Origin of the sequence: Flexivirga endophytica, from assembly GCF_014640635.1 — a bacterium.
Lineage (GTDB): Bacteria > Actinomycetota > Actinomycetes > Actinomycetales > Dermatophilaceae > Flexivirga > Flexivirga endophytica.
This window is the reverse complement of sequence record NZ_BMHI01000005.1, coordinates 457730-482602: the sequence shown is the minus strand read 5'-3', so window position 1 is coordinate 482602 and position 24873 is coordinate 457730. Positions and strand designations below refer to the sequence as shown.

26 protein-coding genes are annotated in these 24873 nt (G+C 67.8%); 16 read left to right on the top strand and 10 right to left on the bottom strand.

Features of this window, described 5'->3' with window-relative positions:
* Nucleotides 1-4: 4 nt before the first annotated feature.
* Nucleotides 5-1120 carry a threonine aldolase family protein gene (locus IEX71_RS17575; RefSeq protein WP_188838327.1) on the top strand — a complete coding sequence of 372 codons (1116 nt, stop codon included), beginning with the start codon at nt 5-7 and terminating at the stop codon, nt 1118-1120.
* Nucleotides 1121-1126: 6 nt separating this feature from the next.
* On the opposite strand, the gene dusB is transcribed toward IEX71_RS17575, so the two are convergent.
* Entirely contained in the window at nt 1127-2332 is a 1206-nt protein-coding gene (dusB, locus tag IEX71_RS17570) for a tRNA dihydrouridine synthase DusB (protein ID WP_188838326.1), read from the bottom strand.
* Between the two features lie 164 nt (nt 2333-2496).
* Here dusB and IEX71_RS17565 point away from each other — a divergent pair, with 164 nt between their 5' ends.
* From IEX71_RS17565 to IEX71_RS17545, 5 genes are all read left to right on the top strand, one after another.
* Nucleotides 2497-3201 carry a GntR family transcriptional regulator gene (locus IEX71_RS17565; protein WP_188838325.1) on the top strand — a complete coding sequence of 235 codons (705 nt, stop codon included), beginning with the start codon at nt 2497-2499 and terminating at the stop codon, nt 3199-3201.
* Between the two features lie 73 nt (nt 3202-3274).
* Nucleotides 3275-4831: an NCS1 family nucleobase:cation symporter-1 gene (locus IEX71_RS17560; RefSeq protein WP_188838324.1), complete on the top strand. Its 1557-nt coding sequence runs from the start codon at nt 3275-3277 to the stop codon at nt 4829-4831.
* Nucleotides 4832-4863: 32 nt separating this feature from the next.
* Complete coding sequence (locus IEX71_RS17555) at nt 4864-5793, top strand: universal stress protein (RefSeq protein ID WP_188838323.1); 930 nt, start codon at nt 4864-4866, stop codon at nt 5791-5793.
* Nucleotides 5790-6518, top strand: a complete 729-nt coding sequence (locus IEX71_RS17550) for an aspartate/glutamate racemase family protein (protein ID WP_188838322.1) — start codon at nt 5790-5792, stop codon at nt 6516-6518. The genes IEX71_RS17555 and IEX71_RS17550 overlap by 4 nt, the downstream gene beginning before the upstream one ends.
* A 304-nt stretch (nt 6519-6822) precedes the next feature.
* Nucleotides 6823-7128 carry an EthD family reductase gene (locus tag IEX71_RS17545; protein WP_188838321.1) on the top strand — a complete coding sequence of 102 codons (306 nt, stop codon included), beginning with the start codon at nt 6823-6825 and terminating at the stop codon, nt 7126-7128.
* A gap of 47 nt (nt 7129-7175) precedes the next feature.
* On the opposite strand, the gene IEX71_RS17540 is transcribed toward IEX71_RS17545, so the two are convergent.
* Genes IEX71_RS17540 through IEX71_RS17525 form a run of 4 tightly spaced genes read right to left on the bottom strand, consistent with a single transcriptional unit; the run spans nt 7176 to nt 10889 of the window.
* Nucleotides 7176-7784 carry a response regulator transcription factor gene (locus IEX71_RS17540; RefSeq protein ID WP_188838320.1) on the bottom strand — a complete coding sequence of 203 codons (609 nt, stop codon included), beginning with the start codon at nt 7782-7784 and terminating at the stop codon, nt 7176-7178.
* A gap of 55 nt (nt 7785-7839) precedes the next feature.
* Nucleotides 7840-9102, bottom strand: a complete 1263-nt coding sequence (locus tag IEX71_RS17535; protein ID WP_188838319.1) for a sensor histidine kinase — start codon at nt 9100-9102, stop codon at nt 7840-7842.
* A gap of 26 nt (nt 9103-9128) precedes the next feature.
* On the bottom strand, nt 9129-9941 hold the full coding sequence (locus IEX71_RS17530) for an ABC transporter permease (RefSeq protein WP_188838318.1): 813 nt from the start codon (nt 9939-9941) through the stop codon (nt 9129-9131).
* Nucleotides 9942-9944: 3 nt separating this feature from the next.
* Nucleotides 9945-10889, bottom strand: a complete 945-nt coding sequence (locus tag IEX71_RS17525) for an ABC transporter ATP-binding protein (RefSeq protein WP_229749833.1) — start codon at nt 10887-10889, stop codon at nt 9945-9947.
* Nucleotides 10890-11057: 168 nt separating this feature from the next.
* Between IEX71_RS17525 and IEX71_RS17520 the strand changes: the two genes are divergently transcribed.
* Together IEX71_RS17520 and IEX71_RS17515 are read left to right on the top strand one after the other, a co-directional pair.
* Nucleotides 11058-11369, top strand: coding sequence for a DUF6703 family protein (locus IEX71_RS17520; RefSeq protein WP_188838316.1), 312 nt, complete (start codon nt 11058-11060; stop codon nt 11367-11369).
* Between the two features lie 5 nt (nt 11370-11374).
* On the top strand, nt 11375-11779 hold the full coding sequence (locus IEX71_RS17515) for a Fur family transcriptional regulator (protein WP_188838315.1): 405 nt from the start codon (nt 11375-11377) through the stop codon (nt 11777-11779).
* A 76-nt stretch (nt 11780-11855) separates the two neighbouring features.
* Here the strand turns inward: IEX71_RS17515 and IEX71_RS17510 are convergent, their stop codons facing one another.
* Nucleotides 11856-12635 (bottom strand): isoprenyl transferase, encoded by a 780-nt coding sequence (locus IEX71_RS17510; RefSeq protein WP_188838314.1) that lies wholly within the window; start codon nt 12633-12635, stop codon nt 11856-11858.
* Entirely contained in the window at nt 12632-13381 is a 750-nt protein-coding gene (recO, locus tag IEX71_RS17505; protein WP_188838313.1) for a DNA repair protein RecO, read from the bottom strand. The genes IEX71_RS17510 and recO overlap by 4 nt, the downstream gene beginning before the upstream one ends.
* 105 nt (nt 13382-13486) lie before the next feature.
* Between recO and IEX71_RS17500 the strand changes: the two genes are divergently transcribed.
* Both IEX71_RS17500 and IEX71_RS17495 read left to right on the top strand, forming a co-directional pair.
* A complete protein-coding gene (locus IEX71_RS17500; RefSeq protein ID WP_188838312.1) occupies nt 13487-15037 on the top strand; it encodes a phytoene desaturase family protein in 1551 nt (516 codons plus the stop codon).
* A gap of 39 nt (nt 15038-15076) precedes the next feature.
* Nucleotides 15077-15712, top strand: a complete 636-nt coding sequence (locus IEX71_RS17495; RefSeq protein WP_188838311.1) for an alpha-ketoglutarate-dependent dioxygenase AlkB — start codon at nt 15077-15079, stop codon at nt 15710-15712.
* 15 nt (nt 15713-15727) lie between these two features.
* On the opposite strand, the gene IEX71_RS17490 is transcribed toward IEX71_RS17495, so the two are convergent.
* A complete protein-coding gene (locus IEX71_RS17490; RefSeq protein WP_188838310.1) occupies nt 15728-16285 on the bottom strand; it encodes a GNAT family N-acetyltransferase in 558 nt (185 codons plus the stop codon).
* A 92-nt stretch (nt 16286-16377) separates the two neighbouring features.
* Between IEX71_RS17490 and IEX71_RS17485 the strand changes: the two genes are divergently transcribed.
* The gene (locus IEX71_RS17485; protein WP_188838309.1) at nt 16378-17217 is read left to right on the top strand and encodes a serine hydrolase; all 840 of its coding nucleotides are present in this window, start codon (nt 16378-16380) and stop codon (nt 17215-17217) included.
* 6 nt (nt 17218-17223) lie between these two features.
* Here IEX71_RS17485 and IEX71_RS17480 read toward each other — a convergent pair whose 3' ends face one another.
* Nucleotides 17224-17793 carry a hypothetical protein gene (locus IEX71_RS17480; RefSeq protein ID WP_188838308.1) on the bottom strand — a complete coding sequence of 190 codons (570 nt, stop codon included), beginning with the start codon at nt 17791-17793 and terminating at the stop codon, nt 17224-17226.
* 100 nt (nt 17794-17893) lie between these two features.
* Here IEX71_RS17480 and IEX71_RS17475 point away from each other — a divergent pair, with 100 nt between their 5' ends.
* Nucleotides 17894-18679 carry a maleylpyruvate isomerase family mycothiol-dependent enzyme gene (locus IEX71_RS17475; protein ID WP_188838307.1) on the top strand — a complete coding sequence of 262 codons (786 nt, stop codon included), beginning with the start codon at nt 17894-17896 and terminating at the stop codon, nt 18677-18679.
* Between the two features lie 9 nt (nt 18680-18688).
* Here IEX71_RS17475 and leuA read toward each other — a convergent pair whose 3' ends face one another.
* Complete coding sequence (leuA, locus tag IEX71_RS17470; protein ID WP_188838306.1) at nt 18689-20440, bottom strand: 2-isopropylmalate synthase; 1752 nt, start codon at nt 20438-20440, stop codon at nt 18689-18691.
* A gap of 264 nt (nt 20441-20704) precedes the next feature.
* Between leuA and IEX71_RS17465 the strand changes: the two genes are divergently transcribed.
* The 4 genes from IEX71_RS17465 (at nt 20705) to IEX71_RS17450 (ending at nt 24822) form a co-directional block, all read left to right on the top strand.
* Nucleotides 20705-21901: a sensor histidine kinase gene (locus IEX71_RS17465; RefSeq protein WP_188838305.1), complete on the top strand. Its 1197-nt coding sequence runs from the start codon at nt 20705-20707 to the stop codon at nt 21899-21901.
* Nucleotides 21902-21924: 23 nt separating this feature from the next.
* Complete coding sequence (locus IEX71_RS17460; protein WP_188838517.1) at nt 21925-22554, top strand: response regulator; 630 nt, start codon at nt 21925-21927, stop codon at nt 22552-22554.
* 103 nt (nt 22555-22657) lie between these two features.
* Nucleotides 22658-23428, top strand: coding sequence for an ABC transporter ATP-binding protein (locus IEX71_RS17455; protein WP_188838304.1), 771 nt, complete (start codon nt 22658-22660; stop codon nt 23426-23428).
* Nucleotides 23425-24822 (top strand): ABC transporter permease, encoded by a 1398-nt coding sequence (locus IEX71_RS17450; protein WP_188838303.1) that lies wholly within the window; start codon nt 23425-23427, stop codon nt 24820-24822. The genes IEX71_RS17455 and IEX71_RS17450 overlap by 4 nt, the downstream gene beginning before the upstream one ends.
* Nucleotides 24823-24873 lie beyond the last annotated feature (51 nt).

The following is a 24873-nucleotide window of genomic DNA, read 5'->3' as shown; positions in this document are numbered from 1 at the left end:
GGGGATGCCCGCAGCCAGCAACGACCCGATCACGGATGCATCCTCCCTCGCCGCACGGTTCGCCGCTGCCGCGCCGGGCGCTCGCCGAATGCTCGGCCACGAGTTCCGCACACCGAGCGAAGCGCTCACCGCGGTAGCGGAAAGTGTTGACCCCACTGCCGATTGGGACTGGTATGGCGAAGGCGGCCTCGTCACCGAGCTCGAGGCACGCGTGGCCGGCCTGCTCGGCAAACCCGCCGTCGCATTCTTCCCGAGCGGGGTGATGGCTCAGCAGGCCGCCCTGCGGTGCTGGACCGACCGGTCCGGCTCGCGGCGCGTTGCGCTGCCCGATCTGTCGCACGTCCTGCGGCACGAGCTGGACGGTCCGGCGCTGTTGCACGACCTGCAGTACGAACGCCTGGGTTCCGGTCGGCAACTGCCGACGGTCGAGCACTTGGACGCCATACCGGGGCCGCTCGGTGCCGCGCTGTTGGAGGTGCCCCTGCGTGAGGCCGGCTTCGTACTGCCGACGTTCGACGAGTTGGCCGAGTTCAGCGACCGCTGCCGTGACCGCGGAGTGCCGCTCCATCTGGACGGCGCACGCCTCTGGGACTCCACGCCGCACCTCGGGAGGTCGCTTGCGGAGACGGCCGCGCTGGCCGACAGCGTCTACGTCTCGTTCTACAAGGGACTCGGTGCGTTCGCCGGCGCTGCACTGGCCGGACCGGAGGACTTCGTGGCCGAGGCACGCCAGTGGCGCCGCCGACTCGGCGGCACGATCTTCGGCATGACCGCGTATGCCTCCTCCGCCCTCGCAGGTTTGGACGCGCACCTGCCACGCATGGCCGAGTACCACGATCGGGCGGTCGAGATCGCGGCTCTGCTGCACGACCGGGGCCTGCGCGTCATACCGGACCCGCCGCACACGCGGGAGTTCGTCGTCTACGCGCCCGGAGATCCGGAAGCGTTGCGCGAGAAGGTGATCCAGTTGTTGGAACGGGACCGGGTGGTCGCCGTCCGAGACTGGACCCCAGCCGATGTCCCTGGATGGTCGTGGACCGAGGTGTCCATCGGCTCGGCCACCATGCGAGGGAGCGCGCGCGAGGTCGCCGACGCCATCGCATCGGTCGCCCTCGACTGACGAGCGTCAGCCGCCGCTGTTGAACTCCTCCGCCGCGGCCACGTCGCGGCGCGTGTCGTCGTCGACCGTGCGCGAATCGAGCCAGCCCTCCGGGAGCACGACGTGGCGCTCGGAACCGGCCCGGCCACGTGGGCCCTCGGATGCCTCACCCGGCCATGGCTGGTCGAGGTCGAGACTGCCGATCAGGTCGTCGAGCGACGCCAGCGACTTCACTAGGCCGAGGCCGGCACGCAACTCCGAGCCGACGCGGAATCCCTTGAAGTACCAAGCGATGTGCTTGCGTATGTCGCGGCAGGCCTTGTCCTCGGACTCGAAGAACTCGGCGAGGTAGACCGTGTGCAACCGCAGCGTCTCGGCGACCTCGCGCATGGTCGGTTGCACCCTGGTCGAGCCGCCCGCGAACGCCGCCGCCAGGTCGGTGAACAGCCACGGGCGACCGAGGCAACCGCGGCCGACGACGACGCCGTCGCAACCGGTCTCCTGGGCCATCCGGATGGCGTCCTCGGCGGACCAGATGTCGCCGTTGCCGAGCACCGGGATGCTCGTGACGGCCTGCTTGAGCTGTGCGATCGCGTCCCACTGCGCATGACCGGAGTAGGCCTGCGCGGCCGTGCGCGCATGCAGGGCGACGGCTGCGGCGCCCTCGCCCTCGGCGATGCGGCCGGCTTCCAGGAACGTCAGGTGCTCCTCGTCGATGCCCCTGCGCATCTTGACCGTGACCGGGATGTCGTATGGCGCCGCAGCCTTGACCGCTGCCGACACGACGCCCCGGAAGAGGTCGGTCTTCCACGGCAGTGCGGATCCTCCGCCCTTGCGGGTGACCTTGGGCACGGGGCAGCCGAAGTTGAGATCGATGTGGTCACAACGGTTCTCGCTTGCCAGGATGTGGGCTGCGCGGCCGGTCGTCTCGGGGTCGACGCTGTAGAGCTGGATGGACCGCGGCGACTCGTCGGGGTCGTGCTCGATGAGTCGCATGGTCATCGCATTGCGCTCGACCAGTGCCCGCGAGGTGATCATCTCGCTCACGTAGAGGCTGGTCGCGCCCGATGCGCCACCGGCCGTCGAACCGGCATCGCCATACCTGCGACACAGGCGACGGAACGCCCGGTTCGTGATGCCCGCCATCGGCGCCAGCACCACGGGTGAGGCGATCGTGTGCCTGCCGATCTGCAGCGGCGCAAGCACGGGTGTCGGGGTGAGGGTGTCGGTCATGTCGTCATACATGGTCCCAGGAGGGCGGCATTCAGCCAAAACCGCCAGTGCCGTCAGTCAGAAATAGAACAGGTACGGATGTGGGCAAAGTTGGCTGGTCAGGCGCGAAGCGACTGTCAAGCAACGTTGCACGCACCGTACTGAGGCGCGGGATACTGGACCGAATGGTTACTGATGCGAGTGAGTGGACCCGCCAACTCCGCCGAGCGGATGGTTACGCGACGGGTCCCTACGTGCTGAGCGAGTTGCGACGCGTCATCGTCGCCGGACAGCTGCGTCCGGGAGCCACCCTTCCCGTCGACGAGATCGGCGCCTTCTTCGAGGTGAGTCGGATCCCGGTGCGTGAAGCCCTCAAGACGCTCATCGGTGAGGGCCTCGTACGCCACCAGCCGCGCGGCGGATACACCGTCACGGTGCTGAGCGGGCCGGAGTTGCACGAGCTCTATCTGGTCCGTGGGGCGCTGGAGGCCGCCGCCATCGAAGCCGCCACCGCGGCCGCGACCGCAGACGACGACGAGCGCGCCCACGAGATCCACCAGCAGCTGACCGCAGCCATCGACGCCGACGACGTCCACCGATACCAGAACCTCAGCCGTGCCTTCCACGAGACGTTGCTGGCTCCGTGCGGTATGCCGCGGCTGCTGCACATGCTCGGCCTGGTCGCCGACCTCACCGAGCCGTCGCAGGCGATGAGCCTGCTCGACGCGACGCAGCGGGCGGAGCTGCAGACCGATCACGCGCTGATGCTCGATGCCTTCCTGCGCCGCGACGGGGTGCATCTCAGCGCGGCCGCCCGGCGTCACCACGGACGGCTGACGGCATACATCGACGAGGCGCGCAATGGCCAGGGAGATATATCTGTCCCCTGACGGATATATCTGTCGGGCCGTACCACCACCGACCCCGCGCTCCTAGATTTCTCCCAACCGCTTAGGAGGCGCGATGTCGAACACCGAACGCTTGGACCAGCCACTGGAGCACAGCCTGCAGGACGTGGCGGTCACCGATGTCCTGGCGCCCGCGTGCGACCAGCGGTTGTACAACTTCGACATCGCACCGTCCAGGAAGCAGGGCCGCACCTGGAGCTCGTACAACATCTTCACCCTGTGGGCCAACGACGTGCACAGCCTCGGCAACTACACGTTCGCCATCGGGCTGTTCGCGCTGGGCCTGGGCGCGTGGCAGATCCTGCTCGCGATGGGCTTCGGCTCCCTCTTCCTGCTGGTCCTGCTGACCATCTCCGGCTTCGTCGGCTACAAGGTCGGCGTGCCGTTCCCGGTGATGAGCCGGATCAGTTTCGGCGTCCGTGGCGCGCACATCCCCGCGCTGTTCCGCGGCGGCGTCGCCATCGCCTGGTTCGGCATCCAGACCTACCTGGCCTCCCTGGTCTGCAACATCCTGGTGCTCGCCCTCTTCCCGAGCGCGGAGGTCCTGACCGAGCACAAGCTGCTCGGCCTGAACCACCTGGGCTGGATCTGCTTCGCCGCGCTGTGGGTCATCCAGGTGATCATCGCCTGCTACGGCATCGAGATGGTCCGCAAGTTCGAGGCCTACTCCGGCCCGATCATCCTGGTGACCTTCCTGGTCATGGCCATCGCCGTCGTCATACAGGCGAAGGGACACATCACCTGGGAGCCCGAGGCCACCCGCAACGGCAAGCCCTGGGCGCTGCACGGTTGGGACATGTGGCACGAGATCCTCGCTGGAGCCTCCGGCTGGGTCGCGATCTACGGGACGTTCGTGCTGAACTTCTGCGACTTCACCCGCGGCGCCAAGTCGAAGCGGTCCGTCGTGCTGGGCAACGTCGCCGGCATACCCGTCAACATGCTGTTCTTCGGCTGCATCGTGCTGCTGCTGGCCGGCGGCCGGTTCACCGTCGACGGCAAGGTCATCGCGGGCCCCGAGGACGTCGTACACACCTTCGCCACGCCGTTCCTCGTGCTGGCCTGTCTCGCACTGGTCGTCCTCACCATTGGCGTGAACCTGATGGCGAACTTCGTCGCACCGGCATACGCGCTGACCAACCTCTCCCCCAAGAAGCTGGACTTCCGCAAGGCGGCCATCATCTCCGGAGTCATCGGCTTCGTGATCTTGCCGTGGAACCTCTACAACTCCCCCGCCGTGATCAACTACTTCCTCGGTGGCCTGGGCGCTGTCCTCGGGCCGTTGTTCGGCATCGTGATGGCCGACTACTGGGTGCTGCGCAAGCAGCAGATCAACGTTCCCGATCTCTACACGTTCGACCCGGACGGTGACTACTACTACAGCAAGGGCGTCAACAACCGGGCCGTGATCGCGCTCGTCCCCTCGGCGCTCATCTCCATCGCCTTCGCGTTCTCCGGCCAGATCCACGAGCTCAACGCATTCAGCACCTTCGCCCCGTTCTCCTGGTTCATCGCCGCCGGCATCGCATTCGTCCTCTACCTGATCGTGGCCGACCGCTCACGCACCTTCCGTGACGTCGACGGCGAGGCGATCGCCGTGCAAGCGCACCACTGACGTCCCACCACTCACGTCGAAGGAGAACCCTCATGACGACGATCGTCGCTTACCAACCGGGAGCCGCCGGACTCGAGGCGCTCCGGCTGGGCGCGTTCATCGCGCGGTCGACCGGCTCACGCCTGCTGGTGACCATGGTGATGGAGACACCGTCGGCACCGTCCGTCGCACGGGTCGACTTCCAATACACCAGTCTGCTCCGTCAGCAGCTCATCGCCGAGCTGGAGGAAGCGAAGCCGGACGCCCCGAGCGATGTCGAGACCGAGTTCCGCATCCACGACGCCCGCTCGGTGCCCAGCGGCCTGGCGGAGCTCGCCGAGACCGAGGCCGCCGACGTGATCGTCGTCGGCAACTCCACCCACGGTGTGCTCGGCCGGGTCAGTCTGGGTAGCGTCACCAATCACCTGGTGCACTCCAGCCCCGTTCCGATCGCGTTGGCACCGCGTGGATTCCGCGTCGACACCGACGATCGGGTACGACGCGTCAACGCGGCATACGGGGGCGTCGCCGGCACGTCCGGACTGGTCCTCGCGGCAGCGGGCATCTGCATCGAGACCGGCGCCGAGCTGCGCCTGACGTCCTTCTCCCTGCAGTCGCGCAGCATCACGACCGACCTCATCGCGGAGGGCGAACTCCGCACGACGGTGACAGCCGACGTGCGCGAGCGCGCCGCGGAAACCCTCGCCGAGGTGCGCCGCCTGCCCAACGCGCCGAACATCGCAGAGACCGCGGTCGGTTTCGGCGAGGACTGGGCGGACGCCATCGAACACGTCAGCTGGGACGACGGGGACGTGCTCGTCGTCGGCTCCAGCGACATGGGCGCCGGACGCCGGGTGTTCCTCGGCTCCACCGGTATGCGCATCGTCCACGAGTCCCCGGTCCCCGTGGTCGTCGTGCCGGGCAGCGCCGTACAGACCCTGGTCGATCGGGCCGAAGACACCCGAGCGGAGGCAGGCCGATGAAGATCCTGGTCGTCAATGTGAACACGACCGAGACCATGACCAAGTCCATCGGCGAGGCCGCGCGGGCTGCCGCCGCACCGGGCACCGAGATCATCCCGCTGACGCCATACTTCGGCGCCGAGTCGTGCGAAGGGAACCTGGAGAGCTACCTGGCCGCCGTGGCGGTGATGGACCGGGTCGTGACGTATGACGGCGAGTACGACGCCGTCATACAGGCCGGGTATGGCGAGCACGGCCGCGAAGGCCTGCAGGAAATGCTCGACGTCCCGGTCGTCGACATCACCGAGGCCGCGGCATCCACCGCGCAGTTCCTCGGGCACAAGTACAGCGTCGTCACGACCCTGGACCGCACAGTGCCGCTGATCGAGGATCGTCTGCTGCTGGCCGGACTCGACCGTCGGCTCGCGTCGGTGCGCTCCTCCGGGATGGCGGTGCTCGAGCTCGAATCGGACCCGGAGCGTGCGCTCGAGGCGATCGTGCGCGAGTGCGAGCTGGCGGTGACACAGGACAAGGCGGAGGTCATCTGCCTCGGCTGCGGTGGCATGGCCGATCTGGAGGCGAAGGTCAAGGAGCGCACCGGCGTCCCGGTCGTCGACGGTGTCGCCGCGGCGGTCACCATCGCCGAGGGCCTGCACCGACTCGGGCTCCGAACGTCCAAGGTGCGCACCTACGCACCGCCGCGCCCGAAGCAGATCACCGGCTGGCCGATCACAACCAACCGTTGATTCGGTGAGCGCACCGACACCTCCCAACTGGCGACCGTCGCCGGTTAAACACCGGTCACGGGTGATTCGCGCACTCAACCAGCGACCGTCGCCGGTTACGCACCGATTCCCGCACGACGCGCACCCCCAACCGAGGATCCCCTCGCGATACCGTCGGCTCTCAGCACCGTGGGCGGTCGCTCTCGGCGGGTGAACGGTCGATCCGCGCGAGTCCGGTCGCAACCGGCGCAAACGTGCCAGTGTGGCTGTTCGGGAACTCGACGAGTTCCCGAACAGAACAGACCACGTGATGTTAGGAAGACCCGTGCCTCAGTTGATCGTCACCTACGGCCAGCCAGACGACCCCGCTGCTTTCGACAGTCATTACACGTCGATCCACCGGCCGCTCGTCGACAAGATCCCGGGCCTGCAGGGCTGGCATGCCGGTCATTGCGCCACGACCGACGGTTCCGAGGCGCCCTATTATCTGGTGGCCGTTCTGAACTTCGAGTCGCAGGAATCGCTCGCTGCCGGAACGGGGTCGCCCGAGGGACAGGCCGCTGTGGCGGACGTCGCCAACTTCGCCACCGGCGGGGCGACGATGCTGGTCACCGACGACCTCGTCGGCTGATCCGGCCCGGAGAGGTCTCCTGCTGCGCGAGCCTGACCGGCTGACGGCTACAGCCAACCGTTGGACTCGGCAATCTGGGCGGCTTCGGCGCGGGTGCGGGCGCCGGTCTTGCCGATGACCGCCGACAGGTGGTTGCGGACGGTCCCCTCGGACAGGAACAGCTCCTTGGCGACGTCCGCGACGGTGCCGCCGCGTCGTGCCGCACGGAGCACATCGGTCTCGCGTGCGGTCAGCGGTGACTCCCCCGTAACGAGGCTGTCGGTCGCGAGCGCGGGATCGACGACACGCAGACCCTGATGCACCCGACGGACGGCGTCGGCGAGCTCACGGGCCGGAGTGTCCTTGACGACGAATCCCGCTGCCCCTGCTTGTAATCCGCGACGCAGGTAGCCCGGCCGACCGAAGGTCGTCACGATCAGCACACGCGCCGACGGCACCGCCTTGCGCAGCTCGGCGGTGGCGGTGATGCCGTCCATGCCCGGCATCTCGACGTCCATCAGCACCACGTCGGGCTCGGCCTCCCGCGCGGCGTCGACGACCTGGCTGCCGTCGCCCACTTCACTGACCACCGTGAGGTCGTTCTCCAGCTCGAGCAGCGCCGCGAGAGCCCCGCGCACCAGCGCTTGGTCGTCCGCGAGCATCACTTTGATGGTCATGCGGGTCCCTGCGAAGTATCGGAGGCGCGGAGCGGAGGAAAACTTCGTGGGGTGCTCATGCCGTTGCCTCTCCCGATGGCCGCCCGACTGTATGACGCTGGGCGACGTCCTGCGCATCGGGCCCCTCAAGGGGGCCAGGCGTGTCCGAACTCGCCACGACCGTGACCGAAAAGCCGTGTGGTTCCACGGATCTGGTGATCAGCACGGCACCGGCGGACAGCGCGCGTTCGCGCAGGCCGGCCAACCCGTTGCCGTCACCGGCGCTCGCGGCGCACCCCACGCCGTCGTCCCGGACGGTGATGGACGTCGGCGTCACGGTGATGCTGCAGGTGGACGCCCTGCTGTGCCGCAGCACGTTCGTGACGCTCTCGCGCACCGTCCACGCGAACGGCTCGACCAGATCGGCCGGCACCTGGTCCAGTGCCGTCGGGGTGCTCGCGGTGATCCCCGCGGCGGCGAGCGCTTCCTTGGCCCGGGCCAGCTCGCCGGACAGCGAGATCTCCCGGTAACCCTCGACCGCGCGTCGCACGTCGGCCAGTGCCGTCCGGGACAGTCGTTCGAGGTCGGCCACCTCGGTCCGCGCTCGTTCCTCGGCGCCGGCGTCCATCAACCGGCCGGCCAGCTCGGCCTTCACCGTGATGACGGTCAGCGAGTGCCCGAGGATGTCGTGCAGGTCGCGCGCCATCCGGTTGCGTTCCTGTTGGACCATCAGCTCGGCGTTGACCTGGCGCGACTCCCGCAACTGGTGCTGGCGTCGGCCGGCGACCATGCCGACGGTGATCGCGACACCACCGAATCCCAGGCCGACGAAGGTGCTCGGATCGGCATGCCAGCCCGGCAGGTTCCACAGCAGCACATAGGCGACGGCTGTCGAGAACACCGTTATCCAGCCCCAGATCAGTGGCAGCGTCCACAGGCCCGACAGGGCGAAGAAGATGGCAGCGGCGATGCCGTCCTGTCCGACCGCGACGATGCAGACGATCGCGAGCGCTCCCAGGCCGAGGTACCGGAGCACGTCACGGGACCGCACCTGATAACCCCACGGGTAGGACAGCCGGAAGAAGGCTGCCCGGCACGCGTAGAAGTGCCACAGGTAGACGACGCAGAACACCGGCACGACGACGACGCCGACCATGCCGCCCACGGTGTCGATGTGCCGGATGGCGTCGATGAACGGCTGCAGCATCCAGAAGAGCCAGACACCCGCCCAGAAGAGCATGATCAGCCGGTTGCCGACCGACTCCTCGGAGTCCGCGTCGAATGCAGCAGCCAGCGCCGAGGGACGTTTCGGCGCCGGTTGTTGCCTGTTCGTCTTCATTGCCCGCCAGTCTGCCAAAGTCCGCGTCACACGCGGCTGGTGTCGCGCCGGAAACGCCATACGGCGCCGGCGAAGAACAGCCCGATCCACACCACACCGCTGACCAGCCACATCGGGTCGAACGAACCACCCAGCATCGGGTAGCGCGCGATCTGCGACAGGCCCCACATCGGCGTGAACGACGCGACGGTGCGCATGGTGTCGCTCATCACCGCGAGCGGGTAGAAGATACCTCCCGCGAACGCGAGCAACGAGATGCCGGGGCCGAGGATCTGCATGGCGTTCTCCGACGGCACCAGGTAGCCGACGAAGAGCCCGAGCGAGGCGAATAAGCTGCCGCCGATCCAGGTCAGCAGCAGGCTGACCGGCCAGGCACCGGTCGACATCGAAGCCCCGGTGGAGGCGCCGATGACGAAGACGATGATCACCGGGAGCGCGGCCGTGATCATCGCGGTGATCACCTTCACCGCGATGTATGACGGGCCGCTGAGCGGGGTCAGACGCAACTGCCTGCTCCAGCCCTGCGCCCGCTCGACCGCGACGCCGGCACCGATGGCGCAGGATGCAGCCAGCGCGCCATACAGCGCGAAACTGATCATCTCGTAGGCCTTGGGGTCGAAGTCCGTGCCCCGCCACTTGCTGGACTGCGGGACGCCGAACGCGACGTAGAAGACCAGTGGCAGCAACACGGTGAAGATCAACGTGCGCTTGTTGCGCAGCACTCGCAGCAGCTCGATGCGCAGCAGGCGGCCGTTGAAGCCACCGTGAGCGGGGACCTTGCGATCCAGATTGATGTGTTCGGCGGTGGGGACCACCTGCACGGCTGTGTAGTCGGTCATCGGTCAGGCTCCTTGCTGGTCGTCGTCGCCGGTGAGGGCGATGAAGGCGTCCTCGAGGCCCCGCGCGGTGATCTCCACGTCGCGGGCGTTGGTGTTCGCGAAGAGGTAGCGAGCCACCGCGTCGCTGTCCTTGGAGTGCAGCGAGACCGAATCCCCCTGCAATTCAACAGAATCCACACCCGGTATGGCGGCCAGCTGCCGGTCGCTGAGACCGCTCATCGTGGCGCGGACCGTGCGACCGGTGGCCATCGCCTTGATCTGTGCGCCGGTGCCGTCGGCGACGATCTGACCCTTGCGGACCAGGACGATCCGATCGGCGTACTGGTCGGCCTCCTCGAGGTAATGCGTCGCGAAGAGCACCGTGCGGCCACGCTGCGCGTCCTGCCGGATGGCGGACCAGAAGTCGCGACGGCCGGTCACGTCCATGCCCGTGGTCGGCTCGTCCAGCACCACCAGCGCAGGGTCGGAGACCAGCGCCATCGCGAAGCGCAGTCGCTGCTGCTGGCCACCGGAGCACTTCTGCACCTTGCGGTCACCGATGTCGGCGATGCCGGCCCGCTCGAGGCACTCGTCGACCGAGCGGGTCTGGACGAACAGGCTCGCGGTCAGGTCGACGGTCTCGCGGACGGTGAGGTCCTTCAGCAGTCCCCCGGACTGCATGACCGCCGCAACCAGGCCACGGCCGATGGCGTCGCGCGGGTCCATGCCGAAGACGCGTGCGGTGCCCGCGCTCGGCATGGACAGGCCCAGCATCATGTCGATGGTGGTCGTCTTGCCGGCGCCGTTCGGGCCGAGGAAGGCCACGATCTCGCCCTGCGCGACGGTCAGGTCGAGGCCGCGGACCGCGTGCACCGAGCCGAAGCGCTTCTCCAGGCCGACGAGTTCGATCGCCGGCGCCCCCTGCGGATCCGGGATGGTCGTCGCTCCCGGCTGTTGTGTCGTCATCATGCACAGCACTCTTCCGAAACCTGAGACCCGGTGCCCCTGTCGCCGATCATGACCCGCCCATGACATCGGTCATGGGCTGCCTGCGGCACGAGGACGCGGATCCCTCGCAGCCGGGCTCAAATCGAGGGACGAGATCTCGAGTTGCTTTCGCCCGATATCCTGGAGTGAATGTCAGCCACTTCCCGCCCGAGCGTCAGAACCTCGCCCCTCCGTGTCCGCGTCGAACACGCCAGTGACCCACTGCTGCAGCGGATCGCCCGTGCACCGCGTGCGCTTCCCGCTGTCGTCGTGCTGCTGCTCCTCGTCGTCGGGGCCGCTTTCCGCGGCATCGTCGGCACGGTCTGCTTCGGTCTGTGTGCTGTCCTCGTCGCCTGGCTGCTCTATCTCGCCTGGCCGCGGATCGAGCCGATCGAGCGGATGATGCGCGCTTCGGTGCTGCTGCTCACCGTCGCGCTGGCAATCGTCAGCGCCGGGTTGTGATCTCGATGGCCGCAAAACAACCCGCCCGCCGCACCACCCGCCAGCAGGTCGCGGTCGCCGATCAGTTGCACGACCAGGAAGACTTCGTCTCCGCCCAGGAACTGCACTCCTCCCTCAAGGAGAGCGGCGAATCCGTCGGACTGGCAACGGTTTACCGGATCCTGCAGACCATGGCTGCCGACGGTGAGCTGGATGTCCTGCGGGCGCCCGACGGCGAGTCGATCTACCGCCGGTGCAGCACCGGCCACCACCATCACCTCGTATGCCGCAGGTGCGGCCGCGCGGTCGAGGTCGAAGGCCCGCAGGTGGAGCGCTGGGCAGCCGCAGTCAGTGCGGAGCACGGTTTCACCGAGGTGGAGCACACGGTGGAGATCTTCGGCGTCTGCGCCGAGTGCGCCGCGAAGGCCTGACGTTTCCACCCGCATCCCGGCCCATTCCTATGCCGAAAGGGAGTTACAGCTCCCGGTTGGCCGAGTAGAAGCCCGGTCAGCTCTTGGCTGCGTCGATCGCGCCACCGAACCGCCGATCACGCTCCGCATATATCTGTATGGCGCGCCACAGGTCGCGTCGGTCGAAGTCTGGCCAGAGGGTGTCGAGGAAGACCATCTCGGCATACGCGGACTGCCAGAGCATGAAGTTGCTGGTGCGCTGCTCGCCGGATGACCGCACGAAGAGGTCGACATCGGGCATGTCCGGCCAGGTCAGGTTGCGCGCGATGGTCTTCTCGTTGATGGAGCTCGGTTTGAGCTTGCCGGCCTGCACCTGCTCGGCGATCCGGCGCGTGGCGTCGGCGATCTCGGCGCGGCCGCCGTAGTTGACGCACATCTGCAGCGTCATCACCGTGTTGCCGGCGGTGATCTCCTCGGCCCGCTGCAGCTCCTTGAGCACCGAGCGCCACAGCCGCGGTCGTTGGCCGGACCAGCGACAGCGCACACCCCAGGAGTGCAGCAGGTCGACGCGGCGCCGGATGACGTCCCGGTTGAAGCCCATCAGGAAGCGCACCTCGTCGGGTGAGCGACGCCAGTTCTCGGTGGAGAACATGTATGCCGACAGGTTTTTCACACCCGCGTCGATGCACCCGGCGATGACGTCGATCAGCTGCGCCTCGCCGGCCTCATGACCCTTGGTGCGCGGCAGCCCGCGCTGGTTGGCCCAGCGGCCGTTGCCGTCCATGACCATCGCGATGTGCTGCGGCACCAACTCGGCGGGTATGACGGGGGGTGTCTCGCCGCTCGGGTGCGGGAAGGGTCGGGACACTGCGCTCATCGGGTCGTTTCCAGGGAAGGCGTTCGGTCCACGAGACGAAACGATCTCACGCCGCGCTCCAGGTGCCACTGCACGTAGGCGGCCACCAGTCCGCTGCTCTCCTTCCGGGCCCCGGGGCTGCCGGCATCGGCGACCTCCCAGTCACCGGTGAGCAACGCGGCCAGCAGCGCGAACGTCTCCGGGTGCGGCGCCGCGCTGCCCGGCGTCCGGCACGAATAGCAGACGGCGCCACCGGAGGCGAGGTTGAACGCCCGGTGCGGACCGGTCGCACCACATCCCGCACAGTCGACGAAGCTCGGCGCCCAGCCGGCGATCGCGACGGCGCGCAACAGGTAGGAGTCCAACACCAGCCCCGCGTCGTGCTCTCGGTGGGCCAGCGACGCGAGGGCGCCGGCGAGCAGGTTGAACTGCTGCGGCACGGCCTCGTGCTCCTCGACCAGCCGCTCGGCGGTCTCCAGCATCGCCGTGGCCGCGGTGAACGCGCCGTAGTCGCGCGTGAAGCGTTCGCCGTAGGGGGCGATGATCTCGGCCTGGGTGACGGTGTCGAGCGAGCGACCCTCGTAGCACTGCAGGTCGACGATCATGCCCGGCTCGAGGCGGGCTCCGAACTTGGACCTGGTGCGGCGCACGCCCTTGGCCACTGCGCGGATCTCGCCGCGACCGCGCGTCAGCATGGTGACGATGCGGTCGGTCTCCCCCAGCTTGTGGGTGCGCAGCACGATGCCGACGTCGCGATAGGTAGCCATGACCGGTCCATTGTCGCCGATGCCATGTGAGTCGTCGCACTGCCACGCTGCGGAGTGCCGAGAAAGTGACGACGGTAGCGACATACTCGGCCTTAGGCTGCCCCCATGCCACGTTCTCGGTATGACGTCATCATCGTCGGCGGCGGTCACAACGGCCTGACCGCGGCGGCCTACCTGGCCAAGGCCGGCAAGTCGGTGCTGCTGCTGGAGCGCCAGGCCGGGCTCGGCGGAGCCTCGGTGTCGGCCGACGCATTCACCGGGATGGGCGCATATCTGTCGCGCTACTCCTACCTGGTCAGCCTGCTCCCCCGGAGGATCATCGACGACCTGGGCCTGCGGATCTCCTTGAAGCGCAGACGTTTTGCGTCATACACACCCGTGCCGGACGGCGACGGCGGCCTGCTCGTCGACCACGGGGACCCGGCGGCGACCGCAGCGTCCTTCGCGGCGATCGGCGCGCAGGACGACCTCGCAGGCTGGGACGATTTCTACGCACGAGCCGGCCGTATGGCGCAGGCCCTGTGGCCGACCGTGACGGAGCCGTTGCGGCGCCGGTCCGAGGTCGTCGACAGCATCGGCGACGACGCGATCGTGCGCGATTTCCTTGACCGGCCGCTCGGTGAGGCGATCGAGTCCGGGGTCAGCGACGACCTCGTCCGCGGCGTGATCCTGACCGACGGGTTGATCTCGACGTTCGCGAGTGCGCACGAGATCGACCTGCAGCAGAACATCTGCTTCCTCTACCACGTGATCGGCGGTGGCACCGGCGACTGGGACGTGCCGGTGGGCGGGATGGGTGCGGTGTCCGGCGCGCTCGAGCAGGTGGCGCGCGACGCCGGCGCCGAGTTGCGCACCGACTGCGAGGTGATCGGTCTGGACGACGGCACCGTGCGCTGGCAGTCCCGGGGCGATGAGCACGTCGCCGACGCCGGCCAGGTGCTCTGGGCGGCAGCACCTGCCGTGCTCGACGGGCTGCGTGGCCGGACACCTGCGGCCGCCGAGGGCGCCCAGGTCAAGGTCAACCTCCTGCTGAGCCGATTGCCGAAGTTGCGCGAGAGTGCGGTGGCTCCGGCGGCCGCGTTCGGTGGGACGTTCCACATCAACGAGACCTACTCCGGACTCGAAACGGCCTACCAACAGGCGCTTTCCGGCCAGGTGCCGTCGCCGATGCCGGCGGAGATCTACTGCCACTCGTTGACCGACCCGAGCATCCTGTCACCGAAGCTGCAGGCATCCGGGGCACACACGCTGACCGTCTTCTCGTTGCAGACCCCGGACCGGTTGTTGACCGGTGGCGATGCCGAACGCGACCGGTTGCAACGTGCCGTCCTGGACTCACTGTCCAGTGTGCTCGCCGAGCCCATCGAGGACGTCGTGCTCGCCGATCACGACGGCAATCCCTGCATCGAGACCAAGACGACGCGCGACCTGCAGGACACGTTGCGTATGCCGGGAGGGAACATCTTCCACGGTCCACTCTCCTGGCCGTGGGCAACTGATGACGAACCGTTGGACACGCCTGCCCAGCGTTGGGGTGTGGCCACCCCGGACGTCGGAATCCTGCTGGCAGGAGCGGGATCCCGGCGCGGCGGCGGAGTCAGCGGCCTGGGTGGATATCACGCCGCGCGCGCCGCATTGGAGACCACGAAGGACTAGACATTTGTTCGAATGAATGTCTAGTCTGGGTCTGTGAACATGGCGCTGCAAGGCTCATTGCTGGATCAGATCGACGACGTCGGACTCCGGCCGCTGGTCGGCGCGATCCGACGCGTGGAGCTCACTCGCGGCGCATGGATCGACCTGCGACCGGGATGGCTCACCGGGGCCGACGAGCTCTTCAGTCGTCTGTCGCTCGGTGGGAGCGCGGGCGTCGACTGGCAGGGCGAGCGGCGGCAGATGTACGACCGCGAGGTCGCCACCCCGCGGCTGCTGCGCTTCTACCACGCACACGAGACATTGCCGGATCCCGTGCTGACACAGGCACGTTCAGCCTTGTCCGCGCACTATCGTGGCGAGCTGGGCGAGCCCTTCACCACCGCCGGCATGTGCCTCTACCGCGACGGCCGTGATTCGGTGGCGTGGCACGGTGATCGCATCGGACGGTCCAACACGCACGACACGATGGTCGCGATCGTCTCGATCGGCCAGCCGCGCACCTTCGCCATGCGGCCGGTGGGTGGCGGAGCGTCGATCCGCCATACACTCGGACACGGCGACCTCATCGTGATGGGCGGTTCGGCCCAGCGCACCTGGGAGCATGCGATCCCCAAGAGCAGCAAGGCGACCGGGCCGCGCATCAGCATCCAGTTCCGCCCGTATGACGTCCGCTAGCTCACCCCACGTCCCTCAGAGGTCCGCGCTCGTCTTGCCGAAGATCACCAGATCGACCCGTCCGGTATGGGTGTAGCCCGCCGAGCGCAGCACACCCTCCTGGCGATAGCCCGCCGCGAGCGCGGCCTTCTGTGAGCCGAGATTGCCTGTCGCCGAACGAATCTCGACACGCTCCATGCCCTGCTCGCGGATCGCCCAGTCCCCCAACAGCCGCGCAGCCCTACCGGCGAGCCCGTGCCCACGATGGTCCGGCGACACCCAGTAGCCGATCTCGGTGGTCCCGCCGCGCCAATCGGTCTTCTTCAGATCGATCATGCCGGCGAACTCGCCGTCCCGCTCGATCGCGCGGACGATGCCGAAGCCGCTGCGCCAGACCGCGCGTGCCTGCTCCGTGACGAAGCCGAACGCGTGGCTTTCGTCATACGGATTCGGCAGCGGAAGCCACTGCTGCGTCAGCGGATCCCGGCATGCTCGGACGATGTCCGGGACGTCGCCGACGCCCGGCGCGCGCAGCACCAGACCTGCACTTCGCAGCGAGATGTCGTCATACGTTCTGTCCACCGGGGCGCTCACCGCGCGAGTGTCGCACAGGACGGCCGGCGGAAGCAGCCACAAAATCGAGGGAACCTGACCACCGGAGGACGGCACACGACTACAGTCCGCGCATGACCAACTCCTCCGTGACCCGGCGGCTGGTCGTTGCCGGTGGGCTCTCCACCGTCGGCGCCGTGCTCCTCGGCGCCTCCACCGCTGACGCCGCCGGTATGACGGCCACCCAGCTGACCGCGAAACTGAAGGCGTACCAGTCCAGTCGGGGTGGCACGTTCGGTGTCGCGTTGTACGACCGGCGCAACCACCACACCTTCACTTTTCAGGGTACTTGGCGCAACGAGACGCTGAGCATCGTCAAGGTGCTGATCATGGCGACGGTGCTGCGCCGCTGCCAGGAGCGCAAGGTCAATCTCACTTCGACCCAGGTCTCGCAGGCCTACGCGATGATCACCCGCAGCGACAACACTGCGACGAACGCGTTGCTCACCTGGGCCGGAGTGTCGAACGTGCGACGAGTCGCCGGGCTGTACGGGATGACCAGCACCGTCATACAGGGCGGCACCACGGCGGGCGCGAGCAACTGGTGGGGCTACTCGACGACCACACCCCGGGACCAGATCGTGCTGATGACCGGCATCATCTGGGGCACGACGGTGATCTCGGTCGCCAACCGGGACTACCTCAAACGGCTGATGGCGCAAGTGACTTCGTCGCAACGCTGGGGTGTCTGCGTGCCGCCACTGCCGACGAGCAACGCGTGGAACACCAAGAACGGCTGGGGGCCACGCACCGGCGGCTACCGGCTGAACTCGGTCGGCCACATCTACGGCAACGGTCGCAACTACAACGCCGTGATCCTCAGCAGGGCTCCCCAGGGGTTCTATTACGGACGGGACACCGTCAACGGCGTCTCGAAGATCCTGTATGCCGCCATGGCGTCGCCGCTGAGCTGACGGCGGTCAAGAACCGGAGCCCACGACCGCCGCGATCACAACCACGAGGATCACGAGCAGCAGCACGAGCGCGAAGAAGCCGATGAAGAAGCCCTTGCCGCCCCGCTTCTGCTTGGTCGGCCCCATCGCGCCCTTCAGGAACTGGATCATCGGCGCCGCATAGAAGACCGGCACCGACTGACCGGGCTGGACGTCGACGTCATACGACGCCTGGCCGTATTTGACGATCCACGTCGCGTAGGCGCTGACGGTGTGCCGCCCAGCAGGGACCGGCAGGCGATTGAGGCCGTATGACGCCGGCACCGGGTAGCCGTCGATCTGCACCTGCGGAGTGAGCATGTTGGACGTCATCGCGCTGCCCTGCAGGGTCAGCTCGATGTACCCCTCGGGGCCGAAGTTCCCGGGATGCCGTGGCCCGGGAGCAGGGAAACCCTGTTGCTGCTGATAGGGCTGTGGAGCCCCGAACGGCTGTTGCGGAGCCGGCTGCCCCGGCAACGGTTGCCCACCGCCGGGCTGCGAGCCACTGTGGTTCGGTGCCTGCCAGGGGTTGTTCGAGGGACCTCCAGGTTGAGTCATGCCCGCAGCCTAAACGCGGCGGACCGACGTGTCAGCCTGACCAGCCGTCGGCCGTTAATGCCTCGCGCGCTGTCGGCGGACAGCCCTAATGTTCGCGTCTGTGACGACACGAGACTTCCTGACCATCATTCACGACGAGTCCGCCCGGTTCCGTGCGGCGCTGGCGGATGCCGCCGACAACACCGTTCCCACCTGTCCGGACTGGTCGACCGACGACCTGCTCTGGCATCTGACCGAGGTGCAGTGGTTCTGGGGCACGATCGTGTCCCAGAACGTCGCCGACCCGGAGGGACTCGACCATCCGCAGCGACCGGAGGGGCGCGACGCGATCCTGGTCGCTTTCGACGACGCGAGTCACGCCCTCCAGGACACGCTGCGGACGACCGCACCCGAAGACCGTCGGTGGATGTGGGCTACCGACGAGGCACTGCACACCGCCGGCTACATCCGTCGGCGCCAGGCGCACGAGGCGATCGTCCATCGGGTCGACGCCGAGCTGACCGCCGGCCACGAGGTGTCCGCCATCGACCCGGAGCTGGCGGCCGACGGCATCGACGAGGTGGTGGACGTGATGTACGGCCGCGACCACCCGCTGGTCACGTTCCATCCGAGCGACGGGAGCGTCCTGGAGTTGGTCGCCACGGACGTCGACCGGCGCTGGATCCTGCAGCTCGGCCGCGAGACCGCCAGCATCGACGGCGAAGACATCGACGACGCCAACTTCCGGCCAGCACCGAACGCCACTCCGGTTGCGACGATCTCGGGCACCGCCGCCGACCTCGATCTATGGCTGTGGAACCGCCCGACTGCCGGCAAACTCGTCGGCACCGGCGACCAGCAGACCCTCGACGCCATCAACGAAGTGCTTGCCGAGGGTATGCAGTAGCCGACCGGCTCAGGCGTCGGCGGTCGCCGCGTCGCGCTCGGCGCGGTTGACCGCGGACAGGATCGCCGTGAGCGACGCCTTCACGATGGAGCTGTGTACGCCGACGCCCCAGATCACCCGGTCGCCGATCGCGCACTCGAGGTATGCCGCAGCGCTCGCGTCACCACCGGTCGACAGGGTGTGCTCGGCGTAGTCCAGCACCCGCACGTCGACGTCGATCGTCGACAGGGCGGCGGTGAAGGCGTCGATCGGGCCGTTGCCCTCACCCTCGACGGAGATCTGCTCGCCGTGATCGGTCATCACCGCGACGATGCGATCGCGGCCGTCCTCGCTGCTCTCGAGCGTGTGCGTGATCGGCCGGAAACGACCCCATGCCGACTCGCCCTCACCGGTACTGGGCAGGTATTCGTCCTGGAACGCCTGCCAGAGCCGCTCGGCGGTGACCTCGCCGCCGATCGTGTCGGTGTGCTTCTGCACGACACCGCTGAACTCGATCTGCAGCCGGCGCGGCAGATCCAGCTGGTGCTCCGTCTTGAGCAGGTAGGCGACCCCGCCCTTGCCGGACTGGCTGTTGACGCGTACGACGGCCTCGTAGGACCGGCCCACATCGTGTGGGTCGATCGGCAGGTAGGGCACGCCCCAGACCAGTTCGTTGATCTTCTTGCCGGTCTCGGCCTCCTGCCGCTGCATGTCGGCGAAGCCCTTGTTGATGGCGTCCTGGTGGGAGCCGGAGAACGCGGTGAACACCAGGTCACCGCCATACGGGTGCCGCTCGTGCACCGGCAACTGGTTGCAGTGCTCGACGGTCCGGCGGATCTTGTCGATGTCGGAGAAGTCGATCTGCGGGTCGATGCCCTGGCTGAAGAGGTTCAGGCCCAAGGTGACCAGGTCGACGTTGCCGGTGCGTTCGCCGTTGCCGAACAGGCATCCCTCGATGCGGTCGGCGCCGGCCTGGTAGCCGAGTTCGGCTGCGGCTACGCCGGTTCCGCGGTCGTTGTGGGGGTGCAGGCTCAGCATTACCGACTCGCGGCGGTTCAGGTGCGCGGACATCCACTCGATGGAGTCGGCGTAGACGTTCGGGGTCGCCATCTCGACCGTGGCCGGCAGATTGATGATCATCTGGTGATCCGGCGTCGGATCGATGATCTCGATGACCTCGTTGCAGATCCGTGCCGCGAACTCCAGCTCGGTGCCCGTATAGGACTCCGGGGAGTACTGGAAGTAAACGTCGGTCTCGGGGACCGTCTCCTCCAGCTTCTTGACCAGCCGGGCGGCCTGCGTGGCGATGTCGACGATGCCGTCCTCGCCCAGGCCGAACACGACGCGCCGCTGCAGGATGCTCGTGGAGTTGTAGAAGTGCACGATCGCCTGCTTGGCGCCACGTATGGCGTCGAAGGTGCGCTCGATCAGCTGGTCACGGCACTGGGTCAACACCTGGATCGTCACGTCGTCCGGGATGTGTCCACCGTCGATCAGCTGACGTACGAAGTCATAGTCGGTCTGGCTCGCGCTGGGGAAACCGACCTCGATCTCCTTGTAGCCCATCCGGACGAGCAGCTCGAACATCCGCAGCTTGCGCTCGGCGTTCATCGGGTCGATCAGCGCCTGGTTGCCGTCCCTGAGGTCGACGGCGCACCAGCGCGGCGCCTTGCTGATGATGGTGTCCGGCCAGTGCCGGTCTGGCAGCTCGACCTTGATCTGCTCGTGGAACGGCACATACTTGCCGGTCGGCATGGAGGTCGGCAGCTGGGGGTGCTTCATGTCTCGCCTTTGCGGATGAGTGCTGGGCTTCGGCCCGGGCAGCAACAACACCGCGGCGAGGACGGCCGAATTTCAGGCCCCGCCGCGGCAACCAAGAAGAAGCACGTATGCCGCATGCACGTCCCGGATTTTACGGCACCGGTCGCCGTCCTGTCCACGAGACGGACATCACGTCCAGGGATCGGACCTCCCCCGTTGCGTCATACCTCGGCATACATCCTGCGACCGATGTGTCGCCGTCCGGCCTCCGCCACACTGGTGGGCATGCCACAGATCTGGGAGCAGGGTCGACCGACGCGTCGCCAGCTGATCTTCGATCTCGCCTGCGCCGCCGCGTTCACTGTGCTGATCGGGCTCCTCTACAGCACGACCGGCGACGCACAGATGGTTGCCGTCGTCGTGCTCCTCGGTGGTGCTCTGGCCGTACGCCGTGTCAGCCTGCCCACGATGATCCTGCTCGGGCTGGCGGCGGCCGCGATGCAGTTCGCCCACCCGGAGTGGACGCTGCAGCTCGCGGTCGCCGACGTCGCGTATGCCGCACTGTTCTTCATGCTCGGCGCGCACCGTCGGCTCGCCGTCCGCCGCTTCGGGCTCGTCGCGGCCGGCGTGGGCTGCAGCGCGCTGCTGCTCTGGATGGCAACGCTCGCCGGGATCGGGGGGTCGACGAAGGAACACGTCTTCGCGGCTGTGGCCGTCACGGCCATGGCCGCGCTGGTGTGCGTCGGCGGCTGGGTCGGCGGATACCTCCGGCTGCAGCGGCGGCGTTCGATCCAGGCCGAGCTGGACCGCGTCGAGCAACGCCGGCTGGCAGAGAGCTACGAGCACGAGTTGCAGCGCAGCCGGGTCGCCGCGGACATGCACGACATCGTCGCCCACTCGTGGGCCGTCGTCGCGGCGCAGGCGGACGGCGCCCGCTATGCACTGCAGGCCAACCCGGACGCGACCGAACGGGCGCTGGAGGTCATCGCCGAAACGGCCCGCTCCACCATCGCTGACTTGCGGACCATCCTGGCCGAGCTGCGCGACAAGGACGCCGAACACTCGACGCCCGGCTACGAGCAACACGACCGCCTGTTACACCGAATGCGGTTGACCGGCATGGTGATTCACGATCGGCGCACCGGCGAACCACCGACCTCCTCGCTCATCGCACTGACCGCATACCGGCTGCTCAGCGAGTCGCTCACCAACGCGCTGAAGCACGGCGACCTGCAACAGCCGGTCCGCGTCGACCAGGACTGGACCGACGGCTACCGGCTGCGCGTGCGCAACGTGATCGGCATCCCTGGGGACGGCACGGGGCAGGGCATCGTCGGGATGATGGAGCGTGCGTCCATCGCCGGCGGGCACCTCGAGTCGCATCGCGTCGGTGACGAGTGGTTCGTGGACGCCGTCATACCCGATCCACAACGCAGCGGCGTCGCGGACGCCCCGAACCCGAAAGAGTCGGCCACCACGTGACGAACCCACCGATCCGAGTCGCAATGATCGACGATCAGGCGCTCTTCCGCAGCGGCCTCAGTCTCGTCATCGACAGCCAACCGGACCTGACCGTGGTCGGTGACGCGGCCGACGGCGCCGATGCAGTGGACCTGGTGCGCCGGGCCTCCCCCGATGTCGTGCTGATGGACATCCGGATGCCGAATGTCGACGGGGTCACCGCGACCAGGACACTGTGCGCGGAGTTCGGCGACGACGCACCGAAAGTGTTGGTACTGACCACTTTCGACCTCGACGCGGCGGTGGCGGACGCCATCGACGCCGGCGCGAGCGGCTTCCTGCTCAAGGACGCGCAACCGGAGTTCCTGCTCGGCGCGATCCGCGCGGTCGCCGCCGGCAGCCAGGTGGTGGCCGCCAGCGCGACGAAGGCGCTCTTCGAGAAGGTTCGCGCACACCAGACCCGGTCGCCGGGCGCGGAATTCGAGCAACTCACCGGGCGTGAACGCGAGATCCTGCTGCGTGCCGCACAGGGCCTGTCCAACGCCGAGATCGCCTCTGTCGAATACCTTTCCGAGGCCACCGTGAAGACCCACATCTCGCGTGTGCTGGCCAAGCTGCAGCTGCGGGACCGCGTGCAGCTGGTCGTCTACTGCTACGAGCACGGCCTCCTCTGATCGCAGGTTGTATGGCGCGCGCGGCGCCATACAACCTGGGATGTAGTCGAATTCGGTCCCGGGCCCGATGTGTCGAGCGGGCCTGGACCGCGACGCTGGACGCATGATCACACCACCCACCACACGCAGCGACGGAACCGTCGTCTCCTTCCGTCAGGCCAGCAAGAGCTACGGCACCGGACCCGGCGCGGTACATGCTCTGGACAACATCGACGTCGACATCCGGCAGGGCGAATTCACTGCCATCATGGGCCCGTCCGGCTCCGGCAAGTCCACCTTCATGAACGTCGCCGCCGGTCTCGACGACGTCTCGAGCGGCGGAGTCTTCGTCGACGGACAGCCGCTGCACACGATGGACGACACGGCACGAACCCTGTTGCGCCGCCGTCGGATCGGTTTCATCTTCCAGTCCTTCAACCTGGTGCCGACGCTCACCGTCACCGAGAACATCACCCTGCCGTTCCGGCTCGCGGGGCAGCAGATCACTCAGGACGAGCAGCATTGGATCGACCACCTCGTGCGAGTGCTCGGCCTCACCGAGCGCACCGGCCACAAGCCGGCCGAACTCTCCGGCGGTCAGCAACAGCGCGTCGCCATCGCTCGAGCCCTGGCCGCACGGCCCGCGATCATCTTCGCCGACGAGCCGACCGGGAACCTCGACACCCGGTCCTCGGGCGAGGTCCTGCGGCTGATGCGTTCGGCCGCAACGGAATACGGGCAGACGATCGCCATGGTCAGTCATGACCCGATCGCCGCGTCATACGCCGACCGGGTGCTGGTGCTGGCTGACGGCCGCATCGTCGCCGACCACGGTCGGCTCGACGCACAGCAGATCTCCGGTCTCCTCCTCACCGCGGAAGGTGTCGTCGCATGAAGCGCGATCTCGTCCTCGGCTCGGCCCGCGAACTCGGAACCGTTGGTCTGGTGGCCGGCCTGTCCGGGGCGTATGCCGGCGCGCTGCTGATGTGCAGCACCATGCTGTCGGCGATGAGCGATGCCGACGACGGCGGCTCGGTGGGCGTGCTGCTGGGCGTCGTGTCGAGCGTCTTCATCGGTATGGCGCTCTACGTCGCTGCCATCGTCATCTCGGCGGGTGTGACAACGGTGATCGCCGGTCGGCTGCAGCAGATCGCGACCCTGCGGCTGCTCGGTGCGAAGAGTTCAGACCTGCGGCGGTCCGTCGCACACAGCACCGCCCGAATCTGCTTGATCGGCAGCCTGATCGGTGTTGTTGCGGCGACAGTGGTGACCGATGTCGTCCGGGTCGTGCTCGTCCGTCAGGACCACCTCCCGGAGGCGAACTACCCGTGGTTCTCCGTGTCCTCGCTCATCGCGGTGCTGGCGATCACCGGAACGGCGGCCGTCGCCGGTTGGGTCGGGTCACGCCAGGTGCTAGCGGTCTCCCCCGCCGAGGCGCTCGCCGGCAGCGCGGGCGCGCGCAGCACCGATCGGCGGCTGAGCCGGTTGCGCGTCATCTCCTCGATGCTGCTGCTCGCCGGCGGCTGCGCACTCTTCGTGCTCGCCACGGTGCTGGGCGAACGCGGCGTGACCTCCGGCTTCTTCGTGGCCTTCCTCGCGGCATGCGTCACGTCCACCGGGCTGCTGATCGGGGCGCGCTTCGTGCTGCCCGGCGTGGTGGCGCTGCTCGGACGGTTGGTGGGCACCGACGCCGCGAGCGCTATCGCCCGGCGCAACGCCGTTGCCGATCCCGCGCGCACGACGCGTTCGACGCTGGGCCTGTTCATCGGGGTCGCCCTGATCACCACGATCGCGTCGGGCACCTCGGCATTGCAGTCCTCGGTCGACTCCTGGCACGGTCTCACCGCCCACCAACGCGACGTGGCACACACCATGCTGTCGGTCGCCTCGACGGTGACGATCATGGTCGGTGTCGTGTCGTCCCTGATCGCAGCCGTGGGCTTCGTCAGCACCATGTCACTCACGGTCATCCAGCGACGTCACGAGCTCGGGTTGCTCCGTGCGCTGGGGTTCACCGGCGCGCAGGTCCGCGCGATGATCACCAAGGAGTCCGTCGCCATGTCGGCGGCCGCGACGGCCGCGGGCATCGGCGTCGGCCTTTGTTACGGATCAGAGAGTGCACAAGCGCTGGTCGGCGCGGAGACACCCGGCTTCGTCTGGGGACTGCCGTGGCTGATCCTGGTCGCCATCGTGCTCGCCGCGGTCGTCGTCATCCTGCTGGCGTCCCAGCCACCCGCCCGCCGCGCGATCGCGACCTCGCCGGTCACCGCACTCCGGATCGACGCCTGATCGGCCGGTGCTGTCGCACCCGATTGTCAGTGGACGGGTCCACGATGGAAG